Annotated in this window: 1 protein-coding gene; it reads right to left on the bottom strand. The window is 70.7% G+C overall.

The window, feature by feature from the left end; translation table 11 throughout:
• Positions 1-19 precede the first annotated feature (19 nt).
• A complete protein-coding gene (locus ACZ6DL_RS32385; RefSeq protein WP_466056808.1) occupies positions 20-16,477 on the bottom strand; it encodes a type I polyketide synthase in 16,458 nt (5,485 codons plus the stop codon).
• Between the last annotated feature and the right edge of the window lie 79 nt (positions 16,478-16,556).

Raw genomic sequence — 16,556 nt, 5'->3', positions numbered from 1 at the left:
GGCTCCTGATCGTGCAAGTTCAGCTGAGGTTGTCGATGAACTCGAAGAGTTCGTGATCGTCCGCGGTGTCGAGGTGGTCGGTGTCGCCGCCCACGTCGACCACACCGGCGTCCCTGCCTTCGAGTTCACGCAGCAGGGCGGACAATGTGGTCGCCAGCGACGACCGGTCGGCGGCCGAGAGTTCGGCGGAGGCCACGCTGCGGCCCAGCGCTTCGACTTCGGCGGCGATCCGCTTCGCCGGATCCTCCACCGGAGCGATCTCCTGACGCAGGTAACCGGCCAGTTCCCGTGGAGTCGGGTAGTCGAACATCGCCGTCGCGGGCACCTGCACGCCCGCGGCCGATTTCAACCGGTTGCGGAATTCCATGACGCCGAGGGAGTCGAATCCGATGTCGGTGAAGGGTTTGTCGGCCGCGATGGACTCGATGTCGGTTCCGAGCACCGCCGCGGCCTCGCCGCGAACCAGCTCGAGAACGACGTGGTCCTGTTCGGCGGTCGGCAGGCCCGCCAGGCGATGCGTCGGTTGCGGTGATCCGTTCCCCGGGTTCTCGGCTCGGCGGCGGGTGGCTCCCAGCAGGTCGCGCAGGATCGGGCGCGGATCGTGATCGGCGGTCTCCGTGAGCGCGATCCGGGCCGCGACGAACGCCGCTCTCCCGCTGGACAGCGCGGCGTCGAACATGGCCATACCCTCCCCCTCGCCCAACGGCGGGAACCCCTCGCGCCGCAACCGGGCGAAGTCGGCGTCACCGAGCGTCCGCGTCATGCCGGTGTCCGCCTGCCACGGGCCCCAGGCGATCGAGGTCGCCGGCAGACCCTGCACGCGCCGGTGCTGTGCCAGGGCGTCGAGGAACACGTTCGCCGCCGCGTAATTCGCCTGTCCCGCATTGCCGATCACACCCGCGACCGACGAATACAACACGAACATCGACAGATCCAGATCCCGCGTCGCCAGATGCAGATTCCACGCCGCGTCCACCTTCGGCCGCAACACCTCCGCGATCCGCTCCGCGGTCATGTTCTCCAAGAGCGCGTCGGCCAGCACCCCGGCCGCGTGCACGACGCCGGTCAACGGATGCTCCGGCGGGATCGCCGCCAGTACCGCGTCCAACGCATCGCGATCCGCCGCATCACAAGCGACCACGTCCACCTGCGCGCCCGCGGCCACGAGTTCGGCACGGAGTTCGGTGGCACCCGGAGTGTCCGGGCCGCGCCTACCGGCCAGCACCAACCTGCGCACCCCGTACTCGGAGACCAGATGCCGAGCCGCCAACGCACCCAAACCACCGATACCACCGGTGATCAACACCGTGCCCTCCGGGCGCAACGGCCTCGGCACCGTCAGCACATTCTTGCCGATATGCCGAGCCTGGCTCATGAACCGCAGCGCCTCGGGAAGATCCCGCGCGTCCCATGCCGTCAGTGGAGACGCGGTGAACACACCCGCCTCGAAGAGGTCGACTATGCGGGTCAAGATCTCGTGGAGCCGGTCGGGGTCCACGTCCATGAGCATGAAACCGCTGTAGGTGACCCCGGGGTGCGCGGCGGCTACCTGGGCGGGGTCACGCCGATCCAACATCCCCATCTCCACGAACCGGCCACCAGACCCCAGCAACCGCAACGACGCATCCACGAACTCACCCGCCAGCGAATCCAGCACCACATCCACACCACCCGCCGGCCCACCGAACTTCCCCTCGAACTCCAGCGACCGCGAATCACCGATCTCCTCATCGCCGAACCCCAACCCCCGCAACACCCCCCACTTCGGCCGACTCGCCGTCACCAGCAACCGCGCGCCCAGCCACCGCCCCACCTGCACCGCCGCCAAACCCACCCCGCCCGTCGCCGCATGCACCAACACCCGCTCCCCAGCACGCACCCCCGCCACATCCACCAACCCGTAGAACGCCGTCGCGAACACCGCGGGCACCGCCGCCGCCTGCGCGAATGTCCACCCCGCAGGCATTTTCACCACCAAACGGCAATCAACCACCACCACCGACCCCACACTCGACAAAAAGCCGAACACCCGATCACCCGGCACGAACCCCGGCACACCCGCACCGACCTCCACCACCACACCCGCACCCTCCACGCCCAACACAGCGCCCGCGTCGGGGTACGTGCCGAGCGCGACGAGCACGTCCCGGAAGTTCAGGCCGACCGCCATCGTGCGCACCCGCACCTGCCCCGGAGCCAGTGGCGCCCAGGCGTCGGGGAGTTCACGCAGCCCGAAGTTGTCCGCGCCGAGCGTGCCTTTCCCGAGCGGCGCCAGTCCCCATTCCCGGTGGTCGGCGGGAGCGCATGTGCGCAACAACTCCGCGCCGCTCAGGCCGGCGTGCCCGGCACGGTGCAGTCGCGGTGCGTGCGGGACGCCGCCGCGGACGGCGAGTTGCGGTTCGGCCTCCAGCGTCAGCGCGGATACGACGCTCTGCCGCAGGCGATCCCACTCATCGATGTCGACGAGCAGAAGCCGGTCCGGGTGTTCGCTCTGGGCGGTGCGCAGCAACCCCCACGCCGCGGCGGCCGCCGGATCCACGGACTCTCCGGCGTGGACCGCCACCGCCCGCCGGGTCACCACGGCAACGCGGCCGTCCCGTTCCAGTGATTCCCGCACGCGCGTCGTCGTCGCGGTCACCACCGCACGCACGGTCGCGGGCAAGTCACTCCCCTCGACCTCGGTTTCGAGCCGCACCACCGTCACGTCGCCACCCGCGACGTGCACGGTCTGGACATCACCGGTGACATCCCATACCCCGGCGGCGCTCGGCTCGACCGCTGGCAGGGCTGTCCAGTCGAGTCCGTAGCCGACGGCGCGGCGCCGCACCGAGGCGAACGCCCCGGTCGCGACACTGCGCAGGCGCAACGCACCGATCTCGGCCACCGGCCGCCCCGCGGTATCGGTGAGCGTCACCGCGATCAGGGTTTCCTCCGTCGCCGCACCGGACAGGACGGCGTGAACTCGCACCGCGGTGGCTCCGGCGGCATGCAGTTCGACGCCCTCCCACGCGAACGGCACAGTCACCGCACCGGCCACCGGCTCGGGCGCCAGCCCACCGACCAGGACGGAGTGCAGCGCCGCGTCCAGCAGCGCCGGATGCAGGCCGTACCCGCCGGCCTGGGTGCGAGCGGACTCGGGCAGAACGACCTCGGCGAAGACTTCACCGTCGCCGCGCCACAGCGCCGTCAGCCCCTGGAAAGCCGGGCCGTACTCGTAGCCGAGTTCATCCAGATCCGCGTAGGCGCCGGTGAGTTCCCGCTCGGTCGCACCGGTCGGTGGCCAGTTCGCCTCCGCCGTGGCGGTCGACGGACCAACCGGCCGCGCGGTCACCCTCGCGGTCACGTGACGCATCCACGCAGCCTCGGGCTCCTCGCCGTCACGCGACCTCGAGTACACCGTGACCGCCCGGGCACCGGATTCCTCCGGGCCACCGGCGACCACCCGCAACTCGACCGCACCCGCAGCGGGCATGGGCAGGGGCGTCTCGATCACCAGTTCCGACACCGCGGGACATGCCACGACCGCACCCACGTGCAGGACGAGCTCGACGAATGCGGCGCCGGGGAACACGACCGCTCCGCCGACCGCGTGATCGGCCAGCCACGGAATTTCCGCTCCGGACATTCGCCCGGTGAACACGACCTCCGGCGAATCCGGCAACCGCACCAGAGCGCCCAGCAGCGGATGGCCCGCGTCGTCCAGGCCCGAGCGCGACACATCCGACACCCGGGCCGGGGGCAACCAGTACCGCTGACGCTCGAACGCGTAGGTCGGCAGCGGTACTCGCTCGATCGCCCGGCCGGCGAACAGCGGCGTCCAGTCCACCGGTACCCCTCCCGCGCCGGCCTGTGCCAACGCGGTCACGAACCGATCCGCCTCGTCGGTCGAGCGTCGAGCGGCCGCCACCACGGTCGACCCCGCCTCCGCGGCCGGCGTTTCAGCCAGACACTGCCGAACCATGGCGGCCAGCACGGCATCCGGGCCGACCTCCAAGAACCGCCGGACGCCGTCCTCGACCAAGGTGGCGATACCCGGTGCGAATCGGACACACCCACGTACCTGGGCAACCCAGTAGTCCGGGTCGGTCAGGCCGGCGTCGACCAAGGCACCGGACACATTCGACACGATCGGGACGGTCGGCCGGTTGTAGGTCAAACCTCGCGCCACTGCGCGGAACTCGTCGAGCATCGGCTCCATCGATGCCGAATGGAACGCATGGCTCACCCGCAGCCGCGAGGTCTGCACATTCGCTGTGGCCAGCCGATCGGCGACCGCGTCGATCGCGGTGGCCGCACCGGACAACACCACCGATCCCGGACCGTTCACCGCGGCGATCGACACCCGGCCGCCGAACTCGTCGAGCAGGTTCATCGCCCGTTCCTCGGGTATCGCCGCGGCCAGCATCGCGCCGTCCCCCGGTAGTGCGCCCATCAACCGTCCGCGCGCCACCACCAGCGCGCACGCATCCGGTAGCGCCCACACTCCGGCGAGGTACGCGGCGGTCAACTCGCCGATCGAATGTCCGATGAGCGCATCCGGAACGACGCCGAACGATTCCAGCAGCCGGAACAGCGCCACCTCGAACGCGAACAAGGCTGGCTGGGTGAACTCGGTCCGATCCAGCAGCCGAGCACCGTCCGGGTCGAAGACCAGCTCTCGCAGCGAACGACCGAGCAGCGGATCGATATGGGTGCACATCTCGTCGAAGGCCGTGGCGAACACACCGAAAGCCGCGTACAGACCGGCGCCCATCCCGGCACGTTGCGCGCCCTGACCGGTGAACAGGAACGCCGTCCGTCCGGCCACATTCGACCTCGCCGCGATCGCACCCGTGTGACCGGCGGCCAATTCGGCCAGCCCGGCCAGTAGTTCGTCCCGGTCACGCCCGACGACAGCGCCACGCCACGGCAGCTGTGCGCGGGAGCTGATCAGCGCGTGAGCCGTGTCCCAGGGGCCGGCGTCGGGATGGTGGATCGCCCACTCCCGTAGCCGCTCGGCCTGCGCCCGCAGGCCCGACTCGGAATCGGCCGACACCAGCCAGGGCACGACCGTCTCGATACGACGCCCGGGAGCGGGCGCGACCGGGGACGCCGCAACCGGGGGCGCCTCTTCCAGGATGGCGTGGGCGTTGGTGCCGCTGACACCGAACGACGACACGCCGGCCCGCCGGACGCGGTCCCCGGCGGGCCACGCCTTGGCTTCGGTCAGCAGCCGAACGTTGCCCGCCGACCAGTCCACATAGGGGCTCGGCTCGTCCGCGTGCAGTGTCCTCGGCAGGGTTTCGTGCCGCAACGCCTGCACCATCTTGATCACCCCACCGACACCCGCGGCGGCGATGGTGTGGCCGAGATTGGATTTGACCGACCCGATGAACAGCGGGCGACCGGCACGGTCGCGCCCGTAGGCATTGATCAGTGCCCGGGCCTCGATCGGATCGCCCAATGTCGTGCCGGTACCGTGCGCCTCGACCGCGTCCACATCCGTCGGCGTCAACCCCGCGTCGGCCAGTGCCGCCGCGATCACCCGTTCCTGTGACGGACCGTTCGGCGCGGTCAAGCCATTGCTCGCACCGTCCTGGTTGATCGCGCTGCCGCGCACGAGAGCCAGAACGGTGTGCCCGAGGCGCTGGGCGTCGGAGAGCCGTTCGAGCACGAGCACCCCGACGCCCTCGGCGAATCCGACGCCGTCGGCGTCGGCGGAGAACGACTTGCAGCGGCCATCGGTCGCCAGGCCGCGCTGCCGGGCGAAATCGACGTAGAGGTACGGACTGGCCGCGACCGTCACACCGCTGGCCAGTGCCAGCGAGGTCTCTCCCTGGCGCAGCGCGCGGGTGGCCTGATGCAGGGCGACCAGCGACGACGAGCACGCGGTATCCACGGTGACGGCCGGGCCTTCGAAGCCGAAAACGTAGGCCACCCGGCCGGAGATCACACTGTGCGTGGTGCCGGTGAGACGGTAACCCTCCAGTTCTCCGGTGACCCGCTCGCCGTAGCCGGATGAGCACGCTCCGGCGAAGACGCCGGTATCGCTGCCACGCAACGCGACCGGGTCGATACCGGCATCCTCCAGGGCCTCCCAGGTCGCTTCCAGCAGCAGACGCTGCTGGGGGTCCATGGCGGACGCCTCCCGGGGGCCGATGCCGAAGAATCCGGCATCGAAATCCGCCGCGCCGGAAAGGAATCCGCCGCGCCGGGTGTAGGAGGTACCTGGTTTGTCCGGGTCCGCGTCGAACAGCCGCTCGAGATCCCAGCCGCGGTCGGTGGGAAATTCCGTGCTCGCGTCCGTGCCGGAGGCCAGCAATTCCCACAGACTCTCCGGTGAGGTGACTCCGCCGGGGAAGCGGCAGCTCATACCCACGATGGCGATCGGTTCATCGACTCCACGCTCCGGGCGCGGAGCCTGCTCGGCGGATTCGTCCGCGGTGGCCGGCACCGCCAGGGAGCGCACCAGCTTCGCCATCGCGGTGGCGGTCGGGTGGTCGAAGACCAGTGTCGACGGCAGCTGGAGGCCGGTGGTTTCCGACAGCCTGTTGCGGAATTCCATGACACCGAGTGAGTCGAATCCGATATCGCGGAACGGTTTGTCCGCCGGGATCGACTCGACGCCGGTGTGCCCCAGCACCGCCGCGGCCTGGGCGCGGATGAGGTCGAGGACGACGCGGTCCTGCTCGGCAGCCGAACGACCCGCCAGTTGCGCGGCCAGTTCCGGACGCTGCGCCACCTCACCGGCGACCCGGCGCCGGGACGGCCGTACCAAACCGCGCATCAGGGCACGGGGCGCCGTTTCCGCCAGCGCGTCGCGGTCGACGCGGACAGCCACGAACTCCGATACGCCACCCGCGAGTGCGGCGTCGAACAGTGCCATACCCTCCCGCTCGCCCAGTGGCGGGAGTCCTTCCCGCCGCAACCGGGCGATATCGGCTCGGCCGAGCGCCCCGGTCATGCCGGTGCTCTGCTGCCACAACCCCCAGGCGATCGAGGTCGCTGGTAGACCGTTCACGTGCCGGTGGTGTGCCAGCGCGTCGAGGAACGTATTGGCCGCCGCGTAATTGGCCTGTCCCGCATTGCCGATCACGCCCGCGATCGAGGAATACAACACGAACATCGACAGATCCAGATGCCGCGTCGCCTCGTGCAGATTCCACGCCGCGTCCACCTTCGGCCGCAACACCTGCTCGATCCGCTCCGCCGTCAGATCGGTGAACAAGCCATCGGCCAGCACCCCCGCAGCGTGGACGACGCCGGTCAGGGGATGCTCGGACGGGATCGCCGCGAGCGTCGTCTCGAGGGCGTTCCTGTCCGCCGCGTCACAGACGACCACGTCCACGTGCGCGCCCAAGCCGACGAGCTCGTCACGCAGTTTCCCCACACCGGGGGTATCCGGTCCGCGCCTGCTGGCCAATACCAGTCTGCGCACCCCGTACTCGGTGACCAGATGCCGAGCCGCCAACGCACCCAATCCCCCGGTACCACCGGTGATCAACACCGTGCCCTCGGGCGGCAGCGGCCTCGGCACGGTGAGCACGTTCTTCCCGATATGCCGAGCCTGGCTCATCAACCGCAGCGCCTCCGGCGCCTGCCGCAAATCCCATGCGGTCAGCGGGGACTGCGTCAAGATCCCGGCCTCGAACAGCTCTACGACCGATGTGAGGATCTCCCGCAGCCGATCCGCCGCCACATCCAGCAGGACGAAACTCTGGTACCGCACCCCCGGATGGACAGCGGCTACCTGCTGGGGGTCGCGGCGATCGAGCAACCCCATCTCCACGAACCGTCCACCGGGTGCCAGCAACCGCAACGAGGCATCCACGAATTCGCCTGCCAGCGAATCCAGCACCACGTCCACGCCAGCGCCACCGGTCACCGCACGGAACTTCTCCTCGAATTCCAGCGACCGGGAATCACCGATCTCCTCCGCACCGAACCCCAACCCCCGCAGCACATCCCACTTCGGCCGACTCGCCGTCACCAGCATCCGCAACCCCAGCCAGCGGCCCACCTGCACCGCGGCCATCCCCACCCCACCCGTGGCCGCGTGCACCAGCACCGTCTCCCCCGCCCGCGCCCCGGCCACATCCACCAACCCGTAGAGCGCCGTCGCGAACACCGCGGGCACCGCCGCCGCCCGCGCGAACGACCACCCCTGCGGCATCACCACCAACAACCGGTGATCGGCCACCACCACCGACCCCACACCGGTCACAAACCCGAAAACCCGATCACCAGGCACCAACCCCGACACACCCGCACCGACCTCCACCACCACACCGGCACCCTCCACACCCAGCACAGCGTCGGGCTGCGGATACATGCCCAAGGCGATCAGGGCATCGCGGAAGTTGAGACCGGCCGCCCGCAGCGCCACCCGGACCTCGCCGGGGGCCAGGGCCCGCAATGCCTCCGGCGTCTCGGTCAGCGTCAGGTTGTCGCCGGTCAACGTGCCCTTGCCATGGTGGGCAAGTGCCCAGGCCGGAGCCCGCACCGCCACACCCGCATTCCCGATGTCGTCGGCTGCCCGGCGCAGGCGCGGCACGTGCGGGACACCGCGACGGACGGCGAACTGGGATTCGGCGTTCGTCGTCATCGCGAGGGCGACACCGTGCCGGTAATCAGCCCAGTCATCGACGTCGACGAGGAGGATCCGTTCGGGGTGCTCGCTCTGGGCGGTGCGCAGCAACCCCCATGCCGCACCCGTGGACAGATCCACCGGCTCGCCGGGGTGCACCGCCACGGCCCGCCGGGTGACCACGACGATCGGGTTCTTCCCATCCAGCAGCCGCTGCGTCCGCGTGGTCACCGCCGTCACCACATGACGTGCCGACTCTGGCACCGGGCGGTCGGCGGCCTCGCCGAGCCGGATCACCGTCGCCGCCCGGCCCGCGATCGTGACGGTCTCGCCGTCCGCGGCTTCACCCCAGACCGCCTTGTCCACGGCTTCCTGCGCGGACAACACGTCCCATTCCACCCGGTAGCCGAGTCCCTCGCTGCGCGGCCGGGATCGTCCCAGTGCCTCGAGCGGGATCGGGCGCATGGTCAACGCGCCCACCTCGGCCACCGGCATGCCGGATGTATCGCTGAGGGTCACCGCGATCCGAGGTCCTGCGACCGTGGACCCGGACACGGCCGCGTGGACCCGCAGCGTGGTCGCCCCCGTCGCAGACAACTTGACGTTCTCCCAGGAGAACGGCACCGCGACCGTCCCCTCCGGCGCGTCTGATACGAGCCCACCGAGCAGAACCGAATGCAGCGCCGCGTCCAGCAGCGCCGGATGTAGCCCGAATCCGGCGACCCCGGCGCGGCCCGGCTCCGGCAGAGTCACTTCGGCGAAGACTTCGCCGTCACCGCGCCACAGGGCGGTCAGCCCCTGAAACGCGGGACCGTATTCGTAGCCACGCTCGGCCAATTCCGCGTAAACGCCGGCGATATCGACCACGGCCGTACCGGCCGGCGGGCGCACGGCCACGGCCGTGGTCACGGCCGCATCCGTTTCGGCGGTGATGGTGGCGGCGGCGTGCCGGATCCACCGCGGTGGGTTCCCGTCCGAGATCCGCTCGGCCGGACCGTGTTCGGCGCGAGATGCGGCCTCATCCGATCGGGAGTACACCGACACCCTGCGGGTGCCCGACTCGTCCGGGGCGCCGGCCACCACCCGTAGCTCGACAGTCCCCGACGACGGCACCACCAGTGGCGCCTCGAGCACCAGTTCCGACAACCACAGGCAGTCGACCACCGCGCCGACATGCAGGACGAGTTCCACGAAGGCGGCGCCGGGCAGCAAGGCCACACCCGCGACCGCGTGATCGGACAGCCATGGATATGCCGCTCGCGACAGCCTGCCGGTGAACACCGCCTCGTCGGTTTCCGGCATCCGCACCATCGCCGCCAGCAGCGGATGCCCCACCTCGTCCAGTCCCGACTGCCGAATGTCGGGCACACCGCCAGGCACCAGCCAGTGCCGCTTGTGCTCGAACGCGTACCGCGGCAGGTCCACTCGGGTGGCGACGGGCGCCGGTGCCGGCGCGGCGACGTCGATACCGGCACAATGAGCGCGCGCCAGCGCCAGCGAGATCTGTTGTGGCCCTCCGTGTCCGCGTTTCAAGGTGCCCAGGACGGCCACACGGCCGGACGTGTCCAGGGCGTCCGCCGTCAACTCGATCCCGACCGTCAGCACCGGGTGCGGGCTGACCTCGATGAAGGCGTTCACACCCGCGCGTTGCAGCGTTTCGATCGCTTCGGCGAACCGGACGGGCTCGCGCAGGCCGCGATACCAATAGGCGGCGTCCAGCGTCGTGGTGTCGACATAGTCCGCGGACACGGTCGAGAAGAAGGGCACCGAACCGGGTACCGGCGCGACCGGAGCCAGCTCCGCCAGTACCCGATCGCGGATGGTCTCCACGGCGGCCGAATGCGACGCGTAGTCCACCGGAATCCGTTTCGCCCACACGCCGTCGGCCGCACAGGCCGCCAGGAATTCCTCCACGGCCGCGGCCTCCCCCGACACCACGGTCTGGCCCGGCCCGTTCACCGCCGCCACGGACAATCGGTCCCCGAACCGGGTCAGCCGATCCGCGACCACGTGCGCCGCCGCACCGACCGACACCATGCCACCGGCTCCCGCCAGTTCCTCGGCCACGATCCGGGACCGGACGGCGACCACACGCGCACCGTCGGCGAGCGAAAGCCCGCCCGCGACCACGGCCGCCGCGATCTCACCCTGCGAATGCCCCACTACCGCCGCGGGCTCCACCCCGTTCGCCCGCCACACTCGCGCCAGCGACACCAGCACCGCGAAAAGCGCGGGCTGCACCACATCCACCCGGTCCAATGACGGCGCGCCCGGTTCTTCCCGCAGCACCGAGGTCAACGACCAGTTCACGAACGGCGCCAGCGCCACCTCGCAGTCCGCGATCGACTCCGCGAACACCTGGTTCGCGGCGAGCAGTTCGGCGCCCATGGCAGGCCACTGGCTGCCCTGACCCGGGAACACGAACGCCACCCGCCGCGCCGCGGCCCGGCCGGTGACCACGGAATCGCTCTCGGCGGTCGCCGATCCGGCCAGACCGGCGAGCCCGGACAGCAGATCATCGAGTTCGTGCCCGACGATCGCGGCGCGATATTCCAGCTGCGCGCGGTGCCGCAGCAATGTGTACGCGACATCCGCCACGTTCACGTCGTCCTGCGCGGTCAGCCATTCGGTGAGCCGAACGGCCTGCGCGCGCAGCGCTTCCGGGGTGCGCGCGGACACGGTCCACGTCCGGACATCCCGATCACGATCATCCGGCTCAGCCGTGGCGCGGAGTCTTTCCGCCGGAACCGTCGGCGCCTCCTCCAGGATCAGGTGCGCGTTCGTCCCGCTCATCCCGAACGACGACACCCCGGCACGACGCACCCGGTCACCGGCCGGCCAGGACTCCGGCTCGCTCAGCAGCCGCACCGACCCCGCCGACCAGTCGACATGCGGGCTCGGCGCGTCGAGATGCAACGACTTCGGCAGCGTTTCGTGCCGCAACGCCTGCACCATCTTGATCACACCGCCGACACCCGCGGCCGCGACGGCGTGACCGATATTCGATTTCACCGACCCGATGCGCAGCGGTTCCGTCCGCTCGGCGCCGTAGGCGGCGATGAGCGCCTGCGCTTCGATCGGATCCCCGAGCGCGGTGCCGGTTCCGTGCGCCTCGACCGCGTCCACATCCGTCGGCGTCAACCCCGCGTCTGCCAGCGCCGCCGCGATCACCCGTTCCTGCGATGGACCGTTCGGCGCGGTCAAGCCATTGCTCGCACCGTCCTGGTTGATCGCGCTACCGCGCACGACCGCCAGGACCGGATGCCCGAGGCGACGGGCGTCGGAAAGCCGTTCGACGACGAGCACGCCGACACCTTCGGACCAGGTCACGCCGTCGGCCGCGGCGGAGAACGGCTTGCACCGCGCATCCGCCGCCAAGCCACGCTGGCGCGCGAAATCGACATACAGCGCCGGACTCGCCGAGATACTGACGCCACCGGCCAGCGCCAGGGAGGTCTCGCCCTGACGGAGTGCCTGACAGGCCAGATGGATGGCCACCAGCGAGGAGGAGCAGGCGGTGTCGACCGTGACCGCGGGGCCTTCCAGGCCGAAAGCGTAGGCCACGCGGCCGGAGATCACGCTGTGCGACGTCCCGGTCAGCCGGAAACCTTCGTACTCCCCGGTCACACCCTCCGCGTAGCCCGAGGCGCAGGCGCCGACGTACACGCCGGTGTCCGTACCGCGTAGCGCGGTGGGGTCGAGGCCCGCGTCTTCCAATGCCTCCCAGGCGACCTCCAGCATCAGCCGCTGCTGTGGATCCATCGCCGCCGCCTCACGCGGCCCGATACCGAAGAATCCGGCGTCGAAATCCGCCGCAGCGGCCAGGAATCCGCCTTCCTGGATATAGACCGTGCCGGGCTCATCCGGATCGGGATGCAACAGCCGCTCCAGGTCCCACCCGCGGTCCTCGGGAAACGGCGTGATCGCGTCGCTTCCGGATGCGACGAGGCGCCACATGTCCTCGGCCGATCCGACACCGCCGGGAAAGCGGCAGCCGATCCCGACGATGGCGATCGGCTCGTCGGATCGAGCGCGGCGCACGGTGCGCGGCCCGGCGAGATCCACCCCTTCGAGCCGAGCGCGCACCAGCCGCGCCACCGCGGTGGGCGTCGGATAGTCGAACATCAGCGTCGCGGGCAGCGCCAGCCCGGTGGCGCCGGCCAGCCGGTCACGCAACTGGACTCCGCTCAGCGAGTCGAATCCGAACGCCGTGAACGGCAGATCGGAGGGAACGGCCTCGGCCGACTCGTAGCCGAGTACCGCCGCGGCCTGCTCGGCGACGACCTTCGACACCAGCGCGTCCCGCTCCTGTTCCGGAACGGCGAACAGCCTCGGCGCCAGCGGACCCTCCACCGCGGCACGCCTGCGGCGGGCGGGAGCAATGGCCTGCGCAGACGCGGCCACCCCCGGCTGGGTCTCGTCCACTGCCCGGTCGACGGTGCGCAGCCGCAGCGATCCGATCACGAGAACTGGGTCGCCGTCCTCGGAGACGGCGGTCACACGCATGGTGTCCGCGCCGACTCGCTCGATCCGCACCCGGGCGGCGGCGACCCCGTCGCGGTACAGCCGAACGCCGCTGAACGACAACGGCATCGGGGTCCGGGTGGGCGAGTCGTCGGCGAGCAGGTCCGCCGCGGGGTGCGCCATGGCGTCGAGCAGCGCGGGATGGATGCCGAACCGGCCCTGATCGCCCACCGACTCGTCCAGCGACACCTCGGCGAACACCTCGCGGCCTCGCAGCCAGGACGCCGTGACTCCCTGGAACGCGACGCCGTAACCGAGCCCACGACCGGCCAGCCGGTCGTAGAGTTCTTCGGCGGCCAACGGCTCGGCCCCGGTGGGCGGCCACTCGACGCCCGGCCGGACGGGGATCGCGTCACGGCTTCCGGCCAGCACCCCTTGCGCGCACCGAGACCATTCCCCAGCGGCCTCGGTGGCCGGGCGGGCGTGGACGGAGAACGCCCGCCGCCCGCTCTCGTCGGCCGCCGCGACGCGCATCTGGATCGTCCACGGCAGGTTCGCGGGCAGCGGCGTCTCGACCCGCAGTTCCTCGACATCCCCGGCGCCCACCCGGACGCCCACGCTCAACGCGGCCTCGAGCCAGACCGTCGCGGGGACCGCGGGCGCCCCGGAGACGACGTGATCCGCCAGCCAGCGGTGGGCGTCGGGGGCGAGGAGCCCGGTGAACAGCCATTCGTCGCGCTCCGCCACCTCCACCGCGGCGCCCAGAATCGGATGGTCCGGCGCGATCAGTCCGGCGCGGCGCATATCCGCCGCACCCGCCCAGCCGCCGACCTCCGGTGTCCAGCACCGGCGGCGCTGAAACGCGTAGACCGGCAGGTCCACTCGCGCGGCGGGTGGGCCCAACTCCACCGCCAGCGCGTCGATACCCGCACAGTAGGCCCGGGCCGCCGCCGCGGCGAACTCCTCGGGTCCACCGTGACCACGTCGCAGGGTGCCGCACACCGCCACCCGGTCGGCCGCGCCCAGTGCCGCGGCCACCAGTTCGATCGCCGAGGCGACCACCGGATGCGGACTCGTCTCCACGAACGCCGTCATCTCCGCAGCCAGCAACGCCTCGATCGCCTCGGCGAAGCGCACCTGCTCGCGCAACCCGCGATACCAGTACGCCGCGTCCAGCCCAGCCGTATCCACGAACTCGGCCGTCACCGTCGAGAAGAACGGAATGTCACCGGTCTTCGGCCGGATCGGCGCCAGGTCGGCCAGCACCCGGTCGCGAATTCGTTCCACCGCCGCCGAATGCGACGCGTAGTCCACCGGGATGCGTTTCGCCCAGATTCCCTCGGCCGCGCAATCCGCGAGGAACTGCTCGATCGCGTCGGCCGCCCCGGACACCACCGTCTGGCCGGGGGCGTTCACCGCCGCCACCGACAGCCGGCCGCCGAAGGCCGCCAGCCGGTCCGCGACCGCGTCGCCCGGCAAGCCGACCGACGCCATACCGCCCGATCCCGCGAGCAGTTCCGCGACCGCGCGCGACCGCAGGGCCACCACGCGCGCCCCGTCCTCGAGCGACAATCCACCGGCCACCACCGCGGCGGCGATCTCGCCCTGGGAATGCCCCACCACCGCCGACGGTCGCACCCCGGCGGCCTGCCACCGCCGTGCCAGCGATACCAGCATCGCGAACAGGACCGGCTGCACCACATCCACGCGATCCAGCGAGGCGGCGCCCGGCGTCCCCCGCAGCACCTCGGTCAACGACCAGTCCACGAACGGCGTCAGCGCCGCCTCGCATTCCGCGATCGACGCCGCGAAGACCTCGTCCGACGCCAGCAGTCCGGCGCCCATTCCCACCCATTGGCTGCCCTGGCCCGGGAACACGAACACCACTCGCCGCGCCGCGGCCCGGCCGGACACCACGGTGGGATCGCCTGCGGCAGTGTCCGGCGCCGGCTCGGCCAGGGCGGCCAGCCCTGCGCTCATCCGATCGGCGCCGGACCCCACGACCGCTGCCCGCCATTCCAACGGAGTCCGGGTATGGGCGAGCGAGTACGCCACCTCGGCGGCACCAGCCCGCGGGCTGTCGGCCAGCCATTCCCGCAAACGAACAGCCTGCTCCCGCAGAGCTTCCCGGCTGCGCGCCGACAGAACCCACACCGCGGGCCGTGACTCACCGCTCGCGCCGGTCACCTCGACGGCAGCCGTGGCAGGCGCCTGCTCGAGGATCACGTGCGCGTTCGTTCCGCCCATCCCGAACGACGACACCCCGGCCCGGCGAAGCTCATCGCCTGCCCACGGCTGCGTGCTGGTCTGCACCCGCAGCCCCAGGTCGTCCAGTGGGATGCGGGGATTGGGATTGCGGAAGTTCAAGCTGGGCGCCAGCCGCCCGTGCCGCAGGCACAGTGCGGTCTTGATCAGCCCCGCGATTCCGGCGGCGCCTTCCAGATGCCCGATATTGGTTTTGACCGACCCCACGGCCAGCGGCTCCTCCGCCGGACGGCCCGCCCCGTACGTCTCGCCCAGAGCTGCCGCTTCCACCGGGTCGCCCGCGGGCGTACCGGTGCCGTGCAGCTCCACGTACTGCACCGATGAGCCGTCGATCCGGGCCGCCGTCAGTGCGGCCCGGATGACGGCGGCCTGAGTAGCGGCGCTGGGTGCGCTCAACACCTGCCGCTCGTTGCCGTTGTTGACGGCGCTGCCGCGGATCACGGCGTAGATCCGGTGTCCCGCCGCGATCGCGCGCGCCACCGGCTCGAGCACGATCATGCCGCCGCCTTCGCCTCGGACGGTGCCGTCGGCCCGGTCGTCGAAGGTGTGGCATTTCCCCGTCGCCGAGTGCGCGCCGAACTGTTCGTATCTTTCGCCACTCAACGGAGACAGGATGAGGTTCAAGCCTCCCGCCACGGCCACATCGCAATCGCCGCCGCGGATCGACTCGCAGGCCAGGTGCACCGCGACCAAGGACGAGGACTGTCCGCTGTCGACGACCAAGCTCGGCCCGGTGAACCCGTAGTAGTTCGAGATCCGGTTGGCGGTCACCCCTCGGCCCACCGCCCACAGCGAATGCCTGCCGATGCCGTTTCTGCCCTGGGCGGCCACGATTTCGGCGAAATCGGTTCCGGTGCAACCCAGGAAGACTCCGGCCCGCGCCCCGGTCACATCACCGAGACCGGCGTCCTCCCATGCCTCCCAGCTGAGCTCGAGCCCGAGCAGCTGCTGAGGGTCGAGGGCGTTCGCCTCGTTCGGTGGGACACCGAAGAATCCGGCATCGAATTCCGTGGCCGAGTCGAGGAATCCCGCTGTCTCCTCGATACCGGGCCGGTCGGCGGGCGCCAGCCCGATGGCATCGCGACCCTCGCACAGCAATCGCCAGAACTTCTCCAGGTCGGAAGCGCCCGGCATCCGGCACGACATTCCGACGATAGCGATGTCATTCGCTGCTTCCACCATGGGATTTCCTCTGTCTCGCCTCTTCGATGCCACGTGTCACGCCCGCTCGGCGGTCATCGCGGAGCACCATCACCGCCGG

The sequence above is a fragment of the Nocardia sp. NPDC041819 genome (genome assembly GCF_055590505.1).
Note: the sequence above shows the minus strand (reverse complement) of the source record. Positions and strands in the feature narration are given on the sequence as shown.